This is a genomic window from Sphingobacterium sp. InxBP1, from assembly GCF_026191775.1.
Lineage (GTDB): Bacteria > Bacteroidota > Bacteroidia > Sphingobacteriales > Sphingobacteriaceae > Sphingobacterium > Sphingobacterium thalpophilum.
Genome location: NZ_JAINDX010000046.1, coordinates 189,230 through 211,772 on the forward strand (window position 1 = coordinate 189,230; position 22,543 = coordinate 211,772).

Below are 22,543 nucleotides of genomic sequence, written 5' to 3' on the forward strand. Positions count from 1 at the left end.
GTTTACTATTTAAAATTGACATTCAGACCGAACGTAAATGTTCTACTCTTGGGATAAGCCGAATAATCCACTCCGGGCGTCAGGGCGGCGTACGCACTGCTCCGCGTGGTTGACACTTCAGGGTCATAGCCCGAATAGCTGCTCCAGACAAAGGCGTTGTACACCGTAGCGAACAGACGCAGAGAGGAGATACCCATACGGGAGGTCAGCTGTTTGGGTAAAGTATAGCCCAAGGTCACATAGGACAAGCGCAGAAAGGATCCATCTTCGATCGCATCTGAAGTCAACACTGGTGAGGCCGTCCCCATAGAAAAGGGCGACCAAACCTTGGCATCTTTGTTTAAGGCAGCCAGTTCGTCCAGACCAGTAACCAGCTCCCCAGCTTCGTTGATATACTTATATCGGTCCTGAGAATTCATGCGATCCGATATATTGCCAAAAGTAGTCCGATATAGCATATTATACTGAATTCTGCCCGTGTTATAAATATCGTTCCCATAGACCCAGTTGAAGAATGTGCTTAAGTCAAAATTCTTATACCTGCCATTGAACCCGAAGCCGCCCGAGTGTTTGGCCAGAGCATTCCCGATGACAATACGATCTCCCTCGGCTGTGATCTGTCCGTCGCCATTAAGATCCTTTAGTTTCATTGTGCCCGGCCTGATCCCCAGCGTCCCCCCGAGAATGCCCTGTGACGAAGCGATTCCTTCCTTGAGGGTGTAAGAACTGCCGCCATTGTAAGAGTCAAAATCATTTGAGGTATAAAAGCCATCTGCAACGTAACCATAGATCTGCCCAATGGTTTCGCCGACATTAAAAAGATAGTCGTCCTGAGTCTTGAGGTCAGTTCCGGCCCAATTGGACTGTAGGATACGCCTGTTGTTGCCATCCAGTTTATCAATCGTCGGAATATTGCGGCCTATGTTAAACGATAGGGTCAATCCATAATCCGGCTTCTCGATCAGGGGCGCGGTCAGTCCTATTTCTATCCCTTTGTTGCTCGTCTGGCCAAGGTTAATAAGCTGTTTGGTAAAACCATTGTATGCTGGTATCTCATTGTCAATGATCAAGTCTTTGGTCGTATTTTTATAGATGTCGATAATGGCAGAAAGCTTATTGTTGAATAGGCTGAAATCCAAACCCAGGTTGCGCGATACAGTAGTTTCCCAGCGTAAATTGGGGTTTGGTAAAGAAGAATTTAAAATGTTATAGTAGGTCTGGTTGATGTCGCCTGCGCCGTAAGGGCGGTTTTGGCTGGGCCCGTACAACAGCCTCCAGGCATCGTTTGCTATCCGGTTATTCCCAGCCTGGCCATAACTCAAACGCAATTTCAGGTCATTGACAAAGTCGACCTCCTTCATGAAGCCTTCTTCTTTAATTTTCCAGGCAAACGAGGCCGATGGAAAATAACCCCAGCGCTTGCCTGGAGCAAATTTGCTACTTCCATCCGCCCGCAGAGTGGCATACAGGATATATTTATCCAGATAAGCGTAATTGACACGTCCAAAAAATGAGACAAAATCTTCCCCACGCGCTTCGTAAGTTTCCATACGTTCTGGAGTACCCAAAGCCATGTTGGCAAACAACACATCCGGTGTTATATTTTCATCAAAATATTTTGCCCGGTTCAGGCTGCTGTTGCCATTGGTAAAACTCAGTTCATGTCCGAGCAGGAAATTGAGGTTATGCTTTTCATTTTTCAACGCAGTGTAGTTGGCCGTATTCACAAATCGGTAGACACTTGCCGAGGAAAGATCGATCTGTCCCAGCGGCAAGTTTAACCCCACATTACGTGATTCGCCGGTCAACGGCCCCCAATACCGTTTATTATTTCCGTCGCGGAGCGAAATTGCCGCTTCAGAGCGCAATGCAAGATTGCGTACTGGATTATAGGTAATTGCAGCTCCCAAGCTTAAATCTCTTGTTTTGCGTTGTCTATAATCCTGTTTGGCGAGTTCAATCGGATTGATCAAGCTCCGTAGAAAATTATCGTAATCATCTTCCCCATCGACAATGGTGGTAGGATCAATGACCATGTGGTCCACCAGCCCATTGATCGGTCTAGTCTGGATACCATCGGAGATGCGTACGCTTGATGTGCCGGAGGTTCCGGCCCCGTCAATCACATTATGCGTGTAGCGCGCCGACAGATCCAATTTTAGATTTTTATAGAGTTCATGATTCAATTTGAAATTAAAATAATAACGCTTTTGCCCTGAGTTGAGCATCAGGCCCTCATCTTTGTTGTAGGTATTGTTAAAACCCCATTTCGTTTTTTCGGTCCCGCCAGAGATGGATAGGTTGTGCTGGCTGGAACGGACTGCTCCGCCAAACAATTCGTCCTGCCAGTTGGTACCCGCCTGATACTTGTACAGTTCAAGATCATCATACTCGCCAAAAAACTTCTTAAAATTGCTATACTCATTGGAATTTGTCCCGCGGATCATTCCATATTCGTAATGCAACAGCGCAAATTCGTAGGGAGAAAGCACCCCGAGCTCTTTTGGCATGTATTTACTCTGGAAGAAATTGTTGTAGCTGATGCTGGTCTTGCCGGCCTTTGGGCTCTTGGTGGTCACGATCACAACCCCGTTGGCTCCTTTTGAGCCGTAAATCGCTGTGGAGGAAGCATCCTTTAGTACATCAATGGATTCGATATCCGAGGCCGAGATATCATTGAGATTATTGACGATAAAACCGTCCACAATATATAAGGGAGCGTTGTCCTGCGTAATGGAACCACCACCTCTGACCCGGATGACGATTTCGGCGCCGGGGGCACCATCAACGGTCGTCACCTGTACCCCCGGAAGTCTACCGGTCAGTGCTTCGGCAACGTTGACAACCGGAGCTTTCTCCAGCTCCTTGCCTTTGATCGAGCTCACAGCTCCGGCAAGATCTTTACGCGACACAGTACCATAGCCAATAACGACCACCTCATCCAGTCCTTTAGCGTCCTCCTGCAACGTGACGATCAGCTGGTCGCCCGGCGGGACAGGCTTTTCCGTGCGAATAAAACCTACGGACGAAAAAACCAAGGTATCGCGCAGCGATTCGACCAAGATCGTATATCGCCCGTCTTTGTTGGTACTAGCCTGTTTGCTTTTCCCTTTGATACTCACCGTTACACCCGAGAGGGGCTGAGTATCCGGACCGTAGACTGTACCCACAATTTTCTTTTCCTGAGCCAAACCGAGTTGTGCAACGGACATCAGAAACAGTAAAGTTTTGAGTTTTCTCATATTAAGCTATAATTTTGAATTGGTTATTACTTAAGCACGCTTGACAAAATTTTTGAATCATACGATTCCGTCCCGGAAAAGGCTTAAAAGATTCAATAAAATTGTCCAGCAAAGATTATATTGGTTATTTTCCTGCGTTCGTAATAACAATAATACATGAAAACAGGGTCTCTATGCTATAAAACAGGAATTAAAATTACGCAATCGATGCCGGCAACGTTTGCAGGACAGTTCAGGACAGTGATCCGTAACAACCGGTTGCAAAAAAAAGCGCACTGCTTGACAGTGCACTTTAGAGGATCGTATTCCTCATGTCATCTTCTGATGAATGGCCGACAATTAACGATCAGATCATCAAGCAATGCCGTCATCTTGCTCCTAGGCATGCGATGGCTTTATATTGTGCAGCTTCTAGGGCATCTTTTTAAACCCTTCTTTTTTTATGACCCATCTCCCATCTTTCGGAAACCCCGGCAAATCACCGGAAGATGCATCCCAGCCTTCAAGCATCATCGCCACAGTAGTCAGTACACCACCATTGCCGGGTAAATATATACGCAGGCGCCCATCCTGATAGTTATGCCCGTTTTTGAGGTATGTATTGGTCTGGACATTCATGAATAAAGCGTCCAGCGCTTTATGTGGCAGGTTCAGCCGTGCAGCATTCATGGCAGTCATTGGAAAATCCCAACCCCATGTTTTCTCCCAATGCCATTTCGACAGCACGAGGTCTAAGGTATTTTTCATGACTGCTTTATCCAGTTTCGGTGACTCTGGCACCATTCCCAAGGCACCGAGGACCGCAGGATGGTCTGTCATCCATCGATCAAAAGTGTAAGAGTCCGGAGCTGTCTGGGTAGCCAGATATACCTGATCTCCGATAGGTAAGGGCGCTAATTTTTCGATCACATCATCCCATTTTGCTACCCGGGGTTCGCCTAATCGTTCTTTCCACTTCTGAGCCGTACGAAGTGCCCAATCCCAATACGCCACCTCATAAGTCGGATTCATGGTTTCCGAAGCCTTAAATACTTCCTGCGCCGGGATCACTCCTTTACCAATATTGTACCGACCTGTCAGGCTATCGTAATGTGCAAAGTCTGCCATAAATTCGGCGGTTGCAAACACGAGGTCTTTATATTTTTTTAAGACAGCCAAACGCTCTTTATCACGGTAAGCCAACTCAGTCATATAAATAATATGTGGCTGCTGCCATACCAAAAAGGCCGCTACAGATGAAGGGCTTTCGTTTCCTTCATTGTCGGACATCTTTATCCATCTTACCCCTTGATATCCCTGCCGTTTTGCCAGGGCCCGTGCTTTTTCAAATGTCCGGAAATAATAATCCAGGGTTTTCTCCATAAGCTCCGGGCGCCCCCAGAGGGCAAAATGGACAGCATGCCACCAATGCATCTCGGTATGAGGCTTACCGTACCAGCTGTTGAAGGTGAGCCCTGTCTCTTGTGGTGGATTGCTACCTCCACATTGTACCTTTGTTAAATATTGGGAAAGCACCACTCTTCTTTCCAGTTCATTTGCCCGTGGATCTGTACTGCCTGCAAAATCAACCGCAGCTCCACTCTCCCAAAAAAGCTTCCACTGCTGTGTACTTTCGCGCGCCGCGTCTTGGTAATTTCGACCGTTGTGTCCAGCTTTACTCGTGGCAGCAAACGCAAAAGAAAATTCGAAAGCCTTCAGATCCGCTGCCGGTTGATAAACAAAATAATGCGGCGCGGTATTTTGGAAAGTCCCTTGCGAAAACTGCAGTTCCGTAAAATAATCCGTACCCTGCAGCTGGTGGCTGATGACAGCCCCCCGAGACGAACTACTGACAATAAGCGTTTTGTGATCATTGACCTGCGTATAGTTGGTCCCCTCATCTAAAAATTGACCACTGGGATAGGGATATTGGATAAATACTCTCAGCCGCTGCTTGGCGATCAACGGGGAGCGCACATGTACAGCTACGGCGTCCTGTGTCTGATAAGATGCCGTTTTCACAACTACGGGATCCCCGTCAACGCTAAACTCACTTATTATCATCCCCGTCCACAGATCCAGTTCCTGACGAATGTTTTTAATGTCATTTATCGCTGCCCGTCGGCCATCTTTGCAGTAAAATTCCAGCCCCACGTTGCCCAGTTGCAGACGGTGTTTATTTTCCCTGAAATAATTTACGGCTGCAGCATTCCGCGGCGGTTCTTTAAGCTGAACACTGTATTTAGCATCGCGCCCTTCATTGTTGAAATCATATGATTTTAATGTTTCCTCAAAAGCATAGTTCTCTGTGTTGGGAAAGGAATCCCAGCCCCATTCGGACTGAGTGCCTAATGACACCCCATGTCTGTAGTATAGGGGGAAAGACTGCATGCCTGTTGCATCAACAGTGTATGCAAAGGCCCCGTTACCCACGGTGAGGGACGCCAGCGTATCCATCATCAGGTTACGTACATTATGCCTTTTGACTACCTGCTCACGGTCAATTTTGCCGATACGCTGTGCTAGACACAGCATCGGGTACAGCAAGGTCATCATAACAGTCGCAGTAATTTTCGAATTTATTTTCATCTGAATACAATTGTTTTTGACACATTTTTTTATGCCGATCTTTATCGACTGGCCGATACTCCGGCTAGACGCTCCACCATGGACGCGTCATTATCAAGGCTTTATGCCGAACCAGCCGGTTTTCCGTGATCTGCTACCGCAACAGCGTGAGACTGATCAAGCCAATGACAGCATCGTTTGCCACAGCAATAAGTTCCACGGACTGAAGCTGCTTGCTACTGTCGAGTGGTAAATCCAATAGCGTGGCCGCCCCACCATCAATAGCACGGTTGCTATAACCTTTAATTTCCGTATAGCGATTCCACGCACCACCTTTATAAAGTTCGCCGGACTTGAGACTGACCCGATAGGGAATCTGGTCATCCGGGATATCAAAAGCACGATTGTCGTCGAGGTAGTCCTGTTCTATCGGCCACCAGTTGACTGGATTGATCAAGTCAAGGATGCTAGTTGTGCCATCGGTATAATTGACCTTGATCTTAGCATTGGTCAGCTGGGACTGCATGGGATTTGTTGAACCAGCCATCAGTAGATACATTTTACGTGCACGTCCTTCCAAAGGTATTGTAGCACGGCTAGGGTAATTATCCCATTGACTGACAAATAGAACGTTTCTGTTTTCATGTTTTATCTGGAAGGGAATACCCAAATAGCTCAGCTTGTTTTGTCTACTTCGGGCCATTAATCCACTATCATCAATACTGGCGGTAGTCAGTGGGTAACACCAGTTGCCTATTCCCTGCCAGGGCAGCTGCAAGGTCGGTCCTTCTGGTCGTGGTGACAGGTATTTTTGCTGAAAGATATCATTCAGACGGGCGTTATACTTGCTTGTTAAATTTTGTTCCTCAAAATGCCCACTATCGGTTATCTTCCAATCTATATAATCGACTTTTTCACGGTAATCACCCAAGACGAGATAGAGGCTGTTGGTTCCTTTAGAAAAAATTTCTGCAGGAAGCTGCAGTGCACGTATTTCCTTCGGTTTTAAACGAAGCGTCCGCCGAAAACGGTCATGGTCGATGGCCACATGCTGTATCTGTTCCGAACGGTTCGTTAGCGAAAGATAGTACTTGCTATCTTTTTTCAGCAAATTTGATTGTAAAGGGCTTCGCAACCTGATATTCACTGCTTGCCACCAGGTCATTTCACCTTGCTGAAGTTTTATAAAAAAGGTTCCTTGATGCTCCTTGTGAATAAACCACAACTGCTGTCCCGACCTTTTTTGAATAATTCCCTGCGGATCCCGGAGATCCAACACTTGTGTTCTCTTATCCAAGGGAATCGACCATGGATCAGTAAATACCTGTTGTAGGTCGCCCGTAGCCATATTCTTTACTTTTCCCGCCCCGGTTATCTGAACTTCAAAATCACGACCGGGATCCGATTCTATAATAAGGAACGGTTTATTGATGGACGAAGCTTTTACCGACCATTTCATATCTTTTCCATTAATTTTAACTGAGCTGACCCGCTCAAAATCAACGGGAATTTCCAAGATAAGCTTTAAAGACTGCGCATAACGGGTTTTGATTCGAAACGTTGTGGTGTGAGCAGTCTTTTTATAACTGTAGCTCCATTCAGGCAGTTCGATCTCTGCAAATTCCCAAGTTGTGGGAAATCCCGGCTTAATAAGTAGCTTGTTGTCCAATAAGCGCGGGTGAACGCCAAACAACCCCTCGACCAATGTGCGCGAAGCCACACCTATGGGATCTGCAAAGTCCCGATATAATTCGCCACGGAAAGCATCATAATGGGAAAGCTGCTGAAAATTGCCGGGGCTGATGCCGTGATACATGCTTTCCGTCAGGTTACTTTTCCACAGCTGATACGCCTCATCCGGCCTTCCGGCCTGCCAGTAGGCAAGTGCTGTCTGTAAATTCTCAGCCAAAGCCACATTGTTGACCGACCAGGTGTAAGGCTGCCAGGTAGTCGTCGGGAGCGTATAGAGGCCGGCCTGCTCCTGCCCTTTTACTGCAACAGGAATCCGGGGCAAACTATTGGCCACGTATTGCAGGTTTTGGTAATTTTCAAAATCATCCAGGACATCGGCATCAGCCACATGGTAAATCGTCCATAAGCCCGGCCTTTCGTGTACAAGCTGATGGCCCAAAGCGTCCTGAAACTCGGCAAAGTACCCCTTTCCCTTAAGCCAGAGCCTATTTTTCAATGCCTTCTGAATTTTATCTGCTTCACGTATATAAGGATCTGGATTCTGTCCGATTAAGCCTGCCAACTTGCCCATCATCCGATTGGCACGGTAATTATAAGCTGTGGTATGGGTTACCCCGCCCCCCGAATATTGTAGTCCATCGCTAGCCCAGATCGCGCAATAGGCATCGTATAAACCGTCGTTGTCGCGGTCGAAATTGCGCTTTTCCCAATCAAGGTGCCGTTGGAGCGTCGGCCACATTTGTCTGAGGTAAACGGTGTCACCGGTATAATTAAAATGCGACAATAGCTGATCAATAAATACCAGATTCATGTCGTAATGATGTGGCACAGTATTATTGTTGGGATTCCTGCTGATATATCCACTGGAGAACATGGCAGTGCCCATTTTTTCCAGATGCCGTGCTAAATGCAAGGCTGTATCCATGACTACGGGAGCGGCGGCAGGACTGGTTACCTGCGAACGGGCATAACTCGAAAAGTGTTCCTTCGCCCGGTCATGCCAGCCCAAAGCATCTGCAGCATAAGCACCCCGCCATGCATTCAGGCGCATGCGCCATGCAACAGCACCATGCAAAAAGGTAGGACTCTCCCAAATACCATCCGCAGCAACTGCCAAAGCTGCTCCGAAATTATTAATATATCTATCCGGCGTGTTTAATTTGATGCGATTAGCCAAAGCCAGCCTTGCCTGCTGCGCCTGTTCAAAAATTACTGCCAAAGCTGGCTCTTCACTTTTCCCCCGTATGAGCCTTCCTTTGGAGATCTGCACATAGTAGGGCTCCGCTTTTAGCTGACATTCTGCCACCACAATAGGGCTGTCTACAGGTTTAACAGCCGTCAAATTTGGTAGCTCTGTCAATGCTGACGCATCCGTAAGCCATACTCGAGCATCTTCTGAAAAACGGCCATACACAAATTGGGCTTCTTTTTTCTTATTTTGATAAACTAATTCAAACCGTTCTTTTTCTATGACATACCGGTTATTTTCACAATAGGCCGGTAGCAGGTAAAACCCTGATTCCGGATCCGCCCCCACATCACCATTCCTGCTGAATGTTGCTCCGCTAGCACCGCCATATATGGCATAAAGCTGCGCTTCAGGGCTGACATCGGTCGCCTGCAGTTTTACGATCATTCCTTCGGCACCGGCTTGTGCCATGACGACGATATCAACATGCCCTTCCCCCAGAAAGGTGTCCCAAATGCGATAGACCATGGAACCTGGCCTATATCGTGTCTCGATGCGGTCAGCGTCAATCATCTTCTTATATTTCTGCTTATTGCGTAGAACAAATTGCAGATTGCCCCCCATACCGGGCAGATACAAAGCAAATTCAGGGAGATCCCCTGCCTCCACACGAGAAGCCCGATGATCGCCATATAGTGCCCTGTTAAATCGGTACCGTCCGTTGACGAGCAGAAAATCGCCATTATCTTCTGTATAATGTAACGCCCGTGCTTTGCCGGGTACCTGCTTAGCCTGAGCAAAAGACTGCTGTATGGATAAGGACAATAAAATCCAGAAAGAAAACAGGCTCCTTCTTTTCATAATCAGTCAAATGACGTTAGTTCTTTTCCATTTACCACAACATTCTTTAACGTCACATTCTTAAGGTGGTCCACTTTATACATTTCCTTTACACCTTCGATTTTACAGTTGACCATCGTAAAATCGGTCACAGGTGAAGATTCATAGGCCGTCGACAATACCGCATATTTGCCGCCTCCCTTTACCTGAAGATTTTCCACCCAGATGTTACGGATGGTCGGAATATGTTTTCCGGGCTTTTCATAAAACATGTTGAAGCGTATTGCAGCTTCTTTATACTGACCGACCTCTGTATTATAGAAGAATACATTCTCGATGATACCGCCCCTGCTGGAACTGGTTTTAATGCGCAATGCCCGATCAAGATTAGGGCTATCCATGACATTGTTGAGGGCATAAATATTTTTGGCTCCGCCCGCTATTTCACTGCCGATGACAACACCGCCGTGTCCGTCTTTCATCACACAATTTTCGATGATATGGTTTTCGGCAGGACGTCCTATGTTGCGGCCGTCCTCGTCGCGACCCGACTTAATCGCAATACAGTCGTCGCCGGTATCAAAATAGCAGTTTCTGATCCAGACGTTCTTACTCGCTTCCGGATCGCAGCCATCGTTATTAGGACCATGGCTAACCACCTTTACCCCCTCAATCAATACATTCTCACATAAGACAGGATTCAGGTTCCACATTGGCGAATTGACAAGCTTGACATCAGCAATCCAGACATTCTTACATAAGTAGGGTTGAACAAAATTAGGTCGAAGGAAATTGCCGTGCCCAAACAGTCTCTTTTGAGGGTCTAGCTCTTCGGCCATCTGCTTATGTAAAATCGCACGGGCAGGTTTCTGCTCTCCCGGGCGTCCCTCGTGCCATCCGTATTTACGCGCGCCGCACCAGTACCACCAGTGATCATTGTCCGCATTGCCATCCAGCAGGCCTTTACCGGTGATAGCAATATTTTCCTCTTTATATGCGTAAATGAATGGAGAGAAATTGATGCACTCCATTCCCTCCCATCGGGTAAATACCATCGGATAGTCAGCGCTATCTCGACTAAACAGTACCGTGGCTCCTTCCTTGATATGAAGATTAACATTACTTTTGAGATAAATCGCTCCGGTTAGGTACACGCCTTCAGGGACGACGACGCGCCCCCCGCCCTGCCTGCTGCACGCTTCGATCGCCTGTTTGATGGCTGCCGTATTTTTTGTCCGGCGGTCCCCAACGGCTCCAAAGTCAGTGATCACATAATCTTTGTTTTTAAATTTTGGCGCTACAATCAGCTTTTTCAGCTGATCGATTTCTTTTAACGGCTGCTGGGCCGTCGTCCAGACAGTCTGCTGTCCATAACTGTTGACAAAACCAAGGACGGTAATAAGAATACTAAAAATCGCTTTCATCAGGTATTGTTGTTTTACTTATATGATTTCAAAAATGAAGGTCGTGGAAGTATCTGCCTTCCCGCCTTGGGTGGCACCGAATAAGAAACGTGGTTCGTTGGTCAGCCTGTCCATGAGTATCATGGGGCGCTCCAGCCGTCCAAAACGTTTTAAATTGGCCGGGGGCGTTGCTTCGTGTACATACTCAGCCAGATTTAGATAGGCTACTTGCGGTTCAGACCATTGAATGCCATTCTTTGACATAAGGATCAGCCCATATTCATGGTTATAAAAACCCATATCCCTGGCGATCAAGCAGTACTGACCGTCTTGCTGCCAAACGAAAGCGTCTTCGAGCTGCGCATTGTTCGGCCGACCGGAAAAATCAATTACTGGCCGTTCCGAGACCTTGTGGTAGGGCCCCAGAGGATGATCCGCCTTAGCCAGCCCATATTTTCGATTCCCCCTGACGGGCCCCGTATCACGCAGGTATTCCGCTGTATTCCAAGATTTGTAATAGAGCCAAAACTTACCATCGTCGCCCTGTAAAAATGCGGGGTTCGTCGTACAGTGATCATCCCAAGCGCCCTCTTCTCCCGGCAGCAAAATAGGACTGTCGCTCCTTTTCCAAGGACCATCCAACGTTTTTGCTGTCGCCACACCAATTCTCTTCGTATCAGTCTTGCCATTGCAGTTACCCATATAAAAGAGATAATACATGTCTCCCACTTTTTTGATTAGGGGATTATGGCAGGTGGTACTATCCCAACATCCATCTCTTGGCCGCAATACGACCTCTTTGTGCTGAAAGCTCTCATACGGGGATTCCGCCACCGCATGGGCAATCTCGGAGCCCTTGATCCATCCGCCCATTCCCTTATCTTTGCGCCATCGGGAATAAAAAAGATGAACTTTCCCATCATCGCCCCAGATCGGAGATGAACACCAGATAAAATAATCGTCCAACTGTAATGAACGCCCGATGGGCTTCAAGCTAAAATACGGTGACACCTCCTGCTTATTTTTGGTAATGGCACCTCCCGGAGACAGTGCAGCGATTAACAAAAATGCATTTGATTTTAAGAAGATCCTCCTATCCATATCAGACATTTTCTGGCGATTGATTTACAATTTGGTTCCGGTATCCGTAACTTCGACGAATAAGTCCTTAAGATAAGAAAAGCAACGAAACTGCCTATCCTGCCCTGTCCTGCGACAGCTTACGAATTTGCTGCAGACCACTACTTTTTCTCAATAAAAAAACCTACCCGTCCGATTTCGGAACAGGTAGGCTCAGGTTTTTAAAATTTAAATGAATAGCTTAATATCCCGGATTCTGCATAGCCTGCTTTTCCGCCGGCGTTAAGGCAGCACCGTTCGCATTGGTTGTCGCATCCAAGAAAGATTGCGGAATAGGTCGGTAATAGTGCGTATTTGGACTAAAGACTGTATTTCCACGTACATACCCGTCATTAAATGCTTTCCATCTCGCTTCCAACGTTTTGGTGCGCGCCAGATCTTCCCAGCGATAGAGTTCACCGCACAATTCGCGTGTGCGTTCATTCAACAAGAATGCCATCATTTTTTGCGCATTACTTGTTGCACCCAATTTCTCGTAGATTGGAGCATCAACTGCTGAGTTATAAATATCAGTGACAGAGTTAATCAGCATCTGTGCTTCCGAAGACGCCGTGGTTTTAGCCATATCGTTATTGGATTCGTAATAAGAGTTTCCTTCCCAATAGATCGCCCCCTCAGCAGAAAAACCACCTCCTTTGCCGACGGCATACGAATTATTTTTATAGGCCTGTCCGCCGTCCACATGCTTCGAACGGTCTTCGCCATTTTTATAGCTTGCACGGCTACGCAATTTGTTGATCCACTGGATCGCGTTCGCATATTGTCCTTCGCCTTTTCTAATATAAGCTTCAGCAATCATCAATACGTCTTCCGCCGAGCGCGCCATAATAACGTCGCGGGTACCGTTGGCAGAGGCTATACTGACGCGATAACCGTCTCTGAATTTTGAAAGCGCCACATATCGGGATTGCACGCCATAGTAACCATAGTTCCCATGCTTCCCGACCCATGCTTGTGGCTCTGACTCGAAATAACGAACAAAAGTATGCGTATTTTGCATCACACCGTTTTTCAATACACCGGTTGCATCACCCGCTACCGCTTGATAGCGTGTATCGCCAGCATTATTCACAATATACTTAATACCAAGCTCACCACCTTTGAATCTTTTAGCCCCAACAACTGTTCCTGTCGGTCCAAGTGAAGCATTAGCCGCAGTCCATACCGGTGCATTGGCGGTATTATTGGCGCCGTACATGGTAATAAAAGATTTCCAAAAACGGGAATCGTTTACACGGTCAAAGACATCTAAAGTATAATTTGTGGTACGCGCATAGGAGAATTCACGGTCACCAGAGATATCGCGGCTTGTTCCCGCTAAATCTTGGTATACGGCTGGGTAATAGAGGTGAATTTGGTTTCCGTAACGTCCCCAAGTCGCCTGATCATCCGAGAATTGTGCCGACAAAACCACCTCCGATACTTTTTCGTTTGCACTATTCGCCTTTTGATAATCCCATAGTTTTACATAGTCATCAACCAGCGGATGCGCCGCAACGACTTCCGTTCCGTATTTGATAACCGCATCCAAATCTTCTGCTGTATATTTTGAATTCCAGGGAGCATATAACTCGCTCGCACGGGTCAATCTAGCTTTCGCAATGTAATGTGCCGCAGCTGATTTGGTCACTCGTCCAAATTCTGTCGCCGAAGCAGGTAGGAGCGTATAGGCCTGCTCAAGGTCTGAAATAGCCTGCGCAAAGCATTCTTCTTCTGATGCACGGGTAAAATAGGATTCAACCTTTTCCGTCGGAATCAATTTCAAGGGCACCCCACCAAACTGTACAATCAACTGCAAATAGAAATAGCCCCGCATAAAGTAACCCTCGCCTAAGCGTGTATTATAGTTGGCATTGGATTTATCATAATATAGCGGTACATTCCGAATCAAGGTATTGGCCGATTCGATACCACTATACATATTGTCAAACACGGGCTGTATATTTCCTCCACCATAAGTTGACTCAGCAGGATTTAGATCCATACTATAACTATTGAAGCTAGGGGAAGCATTATTTGCATCCGTAAACTCATCTACCCCTAGGTTGAACAAGGCCATCCCCCAAGTATAATTATATTTAAATTTCAATTTGGAGTAAACACCAGTTGCCAGGTCATCCAGCCCTGCCTGTGTTTTAAAATATTCCGTATCGGGGATGGTAATTTGCTCCTCTTTTAAAAAGTCTTTACTACATCCATTCAATACCAGCAATCCAGCAGCACCAAAAATGGAAGCAATTAATATTTTATAATTTTTCATGAGAATCATCTTTTTAAGTCTTTTTGCTTCTTAAAACCCTATGTTTACACCGATCACTGCGCCTCTTGTCGTAATTGACGAACCGGCCTGTGTCCTATTATTATCATAACTTGCTAAGTCTGGATCCAAGAAATCTACTTTTGAATACAACATCGCGGGGTTCATGAGCTGTGCATAAACCTTAAAATTACTGATGCCTAGTTTTTGTAATTTTGTTTTCGGAAAATTATAACCTAAACTTACATTTCTTAGCTTAATAAATGATCCATCACGGTAGTTCATGGAAGAATTCCAAGGATCTGCCGCTTCGCCATTCGAGCCCGGCTGATAATATTCAGCATCTTCATGAATTCCTGGAATAAAGTAGTCCAATTTGCGTTGCATGTAACGACCATCCAATGTCGCGGCTCCGGCGTTAATGGTCTGTCCCCACCGTGAGAAAATAAAGAAAGATAGATCAAAGTTTTTGTAGGTGAATGTATTCATAATCCCACCAGACCATTTGGGACGATAGGATCCCAAAACTTGTCGATCATAATTGCGATCCACTTTACCATCAGGCACACCATCAGGACCACTAATATCCTTTACACGGATTTGTCCGGGCTTTGCACCATACTTTTTAGCTTCCTCTTCTTCTGAGGTCTTCCAAATACCATCGTAAACCATATCATAAGGAACTTGAATTTCTTGACCGACAATCCAATTATTGGTTAGATCTTCTTTCCTTCCATTGTTCAATTCGAGTATTTTGTTCTTGTCTTTGGACCAGGTCAACGTCGTATTCCATTGGAAGTTGTCATTCTTCACATTGACTGTATTGATCTGAAGATCAATACCCCAGCCTGAAGTCTTCCCCACATTTGCCATGGTAGCTCCATATCCTAAAACAGAGTTTAACGTCATCGCTAATAACAAATCATTGGTCTTTGTTTTATACAAATCTAACGCTCCGCTGATCCTATTATTTAGAAAGCCGTAATCTATTCCCAAGTTATATTGGGTTGTACGTTCCCAGCCCAATTCGGGATTGGCCATTTTTTGCGGGTTGGCAGCAGAAGGATCTGAGGCCACGTATCCTGGCGTTGAATTCGTTGCACTCCAGTTGTAAAAGTTTTGCGTCAATAATCCTTTCGTTTGATAAGGTCCAATTGCGGCATTACCAACAATACCAGCTCCCAAACGTAGTTTTAAGATATTGATAAAACGGGCATCTTTCATGAAATCTTCCTGATCAATACGCCATGATGCTGCAACAGAAGGAAATGAACTCCATTGGTGTCCTGGTGCCAATACTGATGATCCGTCCCAACGCACAAAAGCAGTTAACATATAACGGTCCTTATAACTGTAATTCACACGAGCCATATAAGACTCCATTTGTCGCTCGGTGAGGCCAGTTCCCCAACTACCGATAAAACCGCCAGAATTAATATTATACCACAATTCTCTAGCACTATATACATCCGTCGCCTTCATATTACTCGATTCGGAATTATACTTGGAAGAACTCTGCAACAAGGTAACGCCAAGGTGGTGATCCGCTCCAAAATCGCGATCATAATAAATCAAGTTGTCTAATGTCCAAGCTAAATTGCGGCTGGTCGAGTACGTCACCGCATTATTGCCATCACCATTAATTCCTTCGGCGGCATTCGCCAAGCCCAAACGGTAATATCTAAACTCCGGCCCAAATTGCACACGATATTTCAATCCTTTCAATGGCTTGTAAATCTCTCCAAAATCCAACTGGCTAAAGAAACTGCCATTTGCGCCAAAGGTCTGGCGTTGATTGGTATTGTATTCCAATTCGTTAATAGGGTTGATGATATTGATATCTCCAGCAGCCGGGTTCCTTAAGTATTTCCCATTATCATCATAGGGTACTGTCCAAGGCAGCATTCCCCGTAAAGCGCTGTAATAATCGCCTGCTCCAGTAACCGATTTGGAAAAATTATAACCGTAATCTTGATCAGAGAAAAAAGTATTGAGAGAAGCTCCCATGGTAAACCATTTGGTCGGAGTCGCTTCAAAGCTTACCTTCGAGGTATAGCGATTAAATTTTTGCCCTGGCTGTGTGGCATCTTGTTTTAAATAGCCAAATGAACCATAGCCTTTTGAATTCTCTCCACCACCAGAGACGCTTAGGGTATGTTCTGTCGATAAGGCATTTTTACGTCCGAGATCAGCCCAATCATAGTTCCCTACCAAACTTGGATCCCAGACGGTATTATTATTGGTCCAACCTTTGGCAATATTTGACCAGGAGGCTGCTACAGAACCCCATCTAGAAAAATCTTTTGCATAATCAGGTGTTGTTGTTCCGAATTTAGCCAAACGTGCATACTCCAACCATTCCGCAGCATCCATATACTCGGTGACGTCATACATCTTTTCAAATGTCGCTGTACCGGCATAATTCAGCATCAAACGCCCCTTCTTCCCTTGTTTGGTTGTCACCAAAACCACACCGTTAGCACCACGCGAACCATACACAGCGGTTGCAGAAGCATCTTTTAAGACATCAATAGTCTCTATATCGCTTGGGTTAATATTATCAATGCCACCGGCCTGCAATACCATACCATCAACTACATAAAGAGGCCCCTGATCTGCTGTGATCGATCGGACGCCTCTTATTGTTATACTACCAGTTGTTCCTGGACGTTGATTCGACGTAATATCAACCCCGGCAACCTTACCTTGCATGGCCTGCAAGGCATCTTTTACAGGCATTGCCTTCAGTTCTTTTTCGCCCACACTCGCTATCGAACCCGTCACATCTTTCTTTTTCATGGTGCCATAACCCACCACAACGACTTCATCCATCACATCGACCTTTTGCGCCAGCACGATATTTAAGGTATTTTGACGACCAACAGTAACTTCTTGGGATTCAAAACCAAGGCTTCTGAAGGTTAATACATCTGATGGCAGCGCATTGATGGTAAATGAACCGTCTGCATTAGTCTTTGCCGTCATCACTTTGCCTTTTACCTGTACCGTCACCCCTTGGATAGGTGAACCCTTTTCATCATTTACCTTTCCAGTCCTCGTAGTTTGAGCAAATAAATTTAATGTACACAGCATCGCCATAAACAGCAAAAATGTGTACTTCTTTACATGATGATCAAACCTAATTGTTAAATAGTTTATCATTAAAGTATTATTTAGGTATTATTTTATTCTTTCCCTTGTTGATGTTCGGCAGTGAAAATCCATTTTCATTACACGAGATAATGAAAAAGTTGTATGATCTTTACTTATTGCTTTAAAGGATGACTGGCTAAAAAAGATAATCAGAACTCCTCTCAGGCTTATAATATAGGCTAAAAATAACAGGATGATTTATAATAACCATCCTGTTCAATCCTGTCATTAGCTGGCGCCAAAAAATAAAAAAAACGCCCTTAAATACTAAGGGCGGTTAAATTAATCAAAATATTAATATCCGGGATTCTGCGTATATAATCCGGGACTATTATCTAGTTCTGACTGTGGCACCGGATATAACACATAATTGGCTTGGAAATCCGACATCTGTTTTGCGACGTCTTCTTTTGTGATCCAAGTCTTCATGACAGATTCGACCGTCCCGCTACGGATAAGATCAAACCAACGCAAGCCTTCACCAATGAATTCCCGTCGTCGTTCGTCCATCAGTTGCGTTTTAGTCACATTGGTCAGCTCGGCCGTCAAACCAGCACGTTTTCGGATTTGATTGACGATCGCATCCACATCGGTTTGAGACCCAACAGCCCCGTTCAGAATGCACTCTGCCTTCAACAACAGCAAATCGCTATAACGAAACACAATATAATTGATCGGCCAATCCATGCGACTCGCCGGCACTTTGGTCACATCGACGAATTTTTTAACAAAGGATCTTGTTTCAACAACATTGCCATAGGTATATCCTTGCTGAATACTGAATGTTTTCCTACCATCACTTGCATCATACAATTTAAGCAAGTCTTCAGATACAGGTCTAATCGTAAGGCCCCCTTGTGTGGCTAGCCCGAGTGAATTGAACCAATTGTCAGGCACGAGTACCCAAGGAAAAGTAGCCCCTACGACAGGGTTCGCCCCACTGGAATATTCTATATTGAAGACCACTTCCTTGTTGCGCTCATTTCCATAATCAAAAACGCTATTATAACTGGCCAACAAACTAAATTCATTGCTATTGATTACATCGTTGAACTGCTCCACGGCTTTCGCCCATTCATTGCTGTTCAAGCCCGCTCCTTCAACACCCAAAGTGGGTCCTGATCGCGTCATATAAACCAATCCCAGCAACATTTTTGCAGCGTATTTATTGACACGACCTTTATCTACCACCGCATAGGCACTGGGGGCTGGAAGGGCATTAATGGCCTTGTTCAGATCTTCAATAATCAAGGCATACAACTCCTCCACGTTGCTCCGCCCAATACTTTTGGCTTGGCTAGCAGACACAACCTTGTCGATCAGTGGCACTTTTCCGAAGTATCGAATCAAATCAAAATAAAAAAATGCACGCAAAAATCGAGCTTCACCTTCCATTCTATTGCGAAGAGTCGCATCCGGGATGGCTGTAGCACCATTCGTCGCAAGTTGTTCCAAATAATTGTTTACACGAAAGATGCCGTTAAAATTTGTTTGCCAAGCTTCTATCACATAGGGGTTACTGGCAATCGTTTTATGAAAACTGTTGATCCCTTCCCAATCACGTACCCCGCCATCGGACACAGCGTACAAATTGTCCGATCGTGTCTCCGAAAGATTCATCAAACGGTCTGGATATCCTCGTGTACTGTTATAGATGGCGTTCAATCCTTGCACAAAATCATTCGTAGTCTTAAAGTAGGTGTCAGATGTCGCACTCGAAATTGGCTGCTGGTCCAGATCCATTTTGCAAGATCCTAATAGACCTGCCATCAACAAAAATATACTCAACTTTTTCATTATTTTAAAAATTTACGTTCAAACCAAATGTTACTGTTTTTGGAATCGCTAAGCCCCCATAATCACCGGCTTCGGGATAATCAGCGCTTCCGCTTAAGTTTGTATTGGAAGATTCTGGATTTACACCACCGTCATATTTATCCTTTCCCCAAAAATTTTCCAATGTCACGAATAAACGGACTAAACTAAGTTTGGACTGACTCCCCAATTTTAGGTCTTTTATATTATAACCAAGTGTGACGTTACGCAGGCGCCAATAATCTGAAGAATACAACCAATCTGTATTTTTGATCCGTCCGAATGTTGAATACGCTTTTCCCACGCGACCTTCCCCGGGATCCTCTTCTGAACGCCATCTATCCCTATAAAATCCAAGTGCATTGTCCGATGATCCTTGACCAGTACGCCCCAATGCCCGTCCTAGAAGGGAATAGATATGGCCTCCATTTTGGCCTTGAAACATGAAACTCAAATCAAAATTTTTATATTTAAAGTTGTTGGTTATTCCCCATACATAACTGGGGTTTGGGTGTCCAACAATTACGCGGTCATTCGCGTCGATCACGCCGTCACCATTGGCATCCACATACCTTGGGTCGCCTGCCTTTTGGCTACCATACAATGCGGCACCGGCGTCAATGTCTGCCTGACTCAATATACCATCTTGTTTAACGACGTAAATGCTATACATCGGTTCACCAACCCGTAAAAGGCTATGTTGAATATCGAACGAAGATGGAATTAAGATTTCCTTTTGCTCACCAGCAAGTTTTGTTACCTCATTGGAATTATGACTGATATTAAAAGAGGTAGACCATGAAAAATCCGATTTTCTGATCTGATGGGAAGTGATCTCGAAATCCCAGCCTTTACTTTTTACCTCACCGGCATTATCCAAGTAGGAAGAAAAACCTGTCGCCAACATGGACGGCACATTCAACAATAGATCACTGCTCTTACGCATATACCAATCAAACGATCCTGTGATACGGGATCCCAAAAGGCCAAAGTCCAATCCAACATCGTAGGTCCGGGATTTTTCCCATTTTAGGTCCGGATTGATGATATTGCTTGGTGCCTGCCCGGATGTCGAAAGACCATTTGACGAATAATTATAAAAGCCCAATAAGGCAATGCTGCTGTAATCTCCGATATTGTTATTTCCAGATTCACCATAACTTCCACGCAGTTTCAGCTCATTGATAAAGGTGATGGGTTTCATAAAACTCTCCTGCGACAAACGCCAACCTATGGACAGTGATGGAAACCAGCCCCATTTTGTATTGGACCCAAAACGCGATGAGCCGTCACGTCGAATACTTCCCGAAAGAAGGTATTTTCCGTCATAGGCATATTGAACCCGTCCAAAATAAGACAGCAAGACGCTTTGTGTTGCGCCGGTTGAAGCCACCGTAGCGACTGCGCCATTCAAAGTTGTGATGGAACTATTGGTATAACCTCCCTGTGAAGTGATGGAAGAAGTTTCAAGTTTATCAAAATTATAGGCTTGCCCCAATAAAGCAGTAATATCATGTTTGTCGATATTGAGATGATAGTTTAGGGTGTTTTCATTGACAAAAGTTTGCTTTCGATATACGCTATTGGATCCATAGGTCGCTTGATTCGGGTTGTTGGTTCGATTAGCCAAAGTTCCGCCTACGGTATAGGGCTGAAATCTATTGCTTCGACTATCGGTCTGATCCAGATTGACCGTGGTCTTAAAATTTAAGTTCTCCAGGATATTGTACTGTCCGTAAACTGTCCCCAATAAACGTGAAATTTTGTTTTCCCCGATATAATAGTTCAATTTTGCTATTGGATCGTTTGTCGATGTGCTCCAAGGGTATTTTTCATTGTCAAAAACATTCACTGTTCCCGCAGGATGGTCCTGAACCGGTGACATCGAATAAATCTGATGCATAATATTATCCTTTCCTTCCACCCCCGGATCATTTCCGATAGAATAAGTGGGTGCTAGGTTTAAGCCGAATGCAAATTTCTTATTCGGTTTCACTTCGACGTTAGCCCTGGCAGTATAATTTTTATAGTCCAATCCTTTTACAATACCTTGTTGATTGAGATAATTTCCCGAGACATAATAATTGACAAATTCTGTCGCTCCCGAGGCTGCTACCTGATAATTTTGGACCACGCCTTTTCGATACGCTTCGTCTTGCCAATTAATGAGGTAAAGCCCCGGATGTCCAGGTTCCAGCCAACGGTCATCAAACATATAAGATGTGTTATATTTCCCCTCGGCGAGCCCCAATATTTTCCGTCGTTCGGCATTGCTTTGGCTTGCCAGCCTTCCTGTCCCGGAGGCTTCCCATTGCGCATTGATCATCTCCACCGCTCTATCTATCCATTCTTCACCATTCAACATATCCAATTTCTTATAAGCCTCGGAAATGCCGACGTATGAATTGAGGCTCACTTTGGCCTGACCGCTCTTTCCACGTTTTGTGGTGATCAGAACAACACCATTTGCCGCCCGGGATCCATAAATTGCAGCTGCAGATGCATCTTTTAACACCTCCACAGATTCAATATCGTTGGGATTCATATTGTCCAAAGGATTTCCTGAGGCATAGTTTCCCGAACCGTTCTGTGCTGCCGTTGATAAAGGGAAACCATCAATAACGTACAAGGGTTCACTGCCGGCAGTGATAGAACCCGATCCCCTGACCTGAACACTTAACCCTTTTCCGGGAACACCTGTGGATTGCTTGACCCTTACTCCAGACATCTGTCCGATCAAGGCTTGATCAACACGCGCAATAGGACGCTCATCGAGATTTTCGGCATTAAATTTTGAAACTGGAGCAATAAGATTAGTCCGTTTCTGAGATCCATAGCCAATGACAACGACTTCGTCGAGTGATTCTTGCTTGGCTGCCAGGTTCACTTGCAAAAAAGAGAGGTTGGATACGTTTAACGTTTTCGTAACGTATTCTATCGAAGTGAAGGTAACCTTATCCCCCGGCTTGGCAATAATGCCAAATTCACCATTTTGATTTGTTGTCCCACTACCTTTGCCGTTCACATGGATAGTCACTCCGCTGATAGGCTGACTTTTGTCGTCAACAACTTTCCCCTTCAGCAGTTCTTGAGCATATAATACCTGAGTCAAAGCCAACTGGGTCATTACTACGGTACCATATCGTAAGATATTTTTCATGGGTTGAAGTTTAAATTGTTATTTGTGATTTATATTGGTAACTGGAAGTTATAGTATCCCTTGAAACTAACTATCCTGAACTTACAGGTTCGCATGTATCTAGTC

General features: G+C 45.2%; 9 protein-coding genes. All 9 read right to left on the reverse strand.

Going from position 1 to position 22,543, the window contains the following annotated elements; translation table 11 throughout:
* Positions 1-5 precede the first annotated feature (5 nt).
* Positions 6-3,242: a SusC/RagA family TonB-linked outer membrane protein gene (locus tag K7A41_RS13365; RefSeq protein WP_265714076.1), complete on the reverse strand. Its 3,237-nt coding sequence runs from the start codon at positions 3,240-3,242 to the stop codon at positions 6-8.
* Positions 3,243-3,653: 411 nt separating this feature from the next.
* Positions 3,654-5,810: a hypothetical protein gene (locus tag K7A41_RS13370; RefSeq protein WP_265714077.1), complete on the reverse strand. Its 2,157-nt coding sequence runs from the start codon at positions 5,808-5,810 to the stop codon at positions 3,654-3,656.
* Positions 5,811-5,943: 133 nt separating this feature from the next.
* Complete coding sequence (locus tag K7A41_RS13375) at positions 5,944-9,531, reverse strand: DUF4450 domain-containing protein (RefSeq protein ID WP_265714078.1); 3,588 nt, start codon at positions 9,529-9,531, stop codon at positions 5,944-5,946.
* A 2-nt stretch (positions 9,532-9,533) separates the two neighbouring features.
* Positions 9,534-10,934 carry a glycoside hydrolase family 28 protein gene (locus K7A41_RS13380; RefSeq protein WP_265714079.1) on the reverse strand — a complete coding sequence of 467 codons (1,401 nt, stop codon included), beginning with the start codon at positions 10,932-10,934 and terminating at the stop codon, positions 9,534-9,536.
* Positions 10,935-10,952: 18 nt separating this feature from the next.
* Positions 10,953-12,014, reverse strand: coding sequence for a glycoside hydrolase family protein (locus K7A41_RS13385; RefSeq protein WP_265714080.1), 1,062 nt, complete (start codon positions 12,012-12,014; stop codon positions 10,953-10,955).
* A gap of 220 nt (positions 12,015-12,234) precedes the next feature.
* Positions 12,235-14,313 carry a RagB/SusD family nutrient uptake outer membrane protein gene (locus K7A41_RS13390; protein ID WP_265714081.1) on the reverse strand — a complete coding sequence of 693 codons (2,079 nt, stop codon included), beginning with the start codon at positions 14,311-14,313 and terminating at the stop codon, positions 12,235-12,237.
* Positions 14,314-14,343: 30 nt separating this feature from the next.
* Complete coding sequence (locus K7A41_RS13395; RefSeq protein WP_265714082.1) at positions 14,344-17,472, reverse strand: SusC/RagA family TonB-linked outer membrane protein; 3,129 nt, start codon at positions 17,470-17,472, stop codon at positions 14,344-14,346.
* Between the two features lie 285 nt (positions 17,473-17,757).
* Positions 17,758-19,260 (reverse strand): RagB/SusD family nutrient uptake outer membrane protein, encoded by a 1,503-nt coding sequence (locus K7A41_RS13400; protein ID WP_265714083.1) that lies wholly within the window; start codon positions 19,258-19,260, stop codon positions 17,758-17,760.
* Between the two features lie 4 nt (positions 19,261-19,264).
* Positions 19,265-22,438 (reverse strand): SusC/RagA family TonB-linked outer membrane protein, encoded by a 3,174-nt coding sequence (locus tag K7A41_RS13405; RefSeq protein WP_265714084.1) that lies wholly within the window; start codon positions 22,436-22,438, stop codon positions 19,265-19,267.
* Between the last annotated feature and the right edge of the window lie 105 nt (positions 22,439-22,543).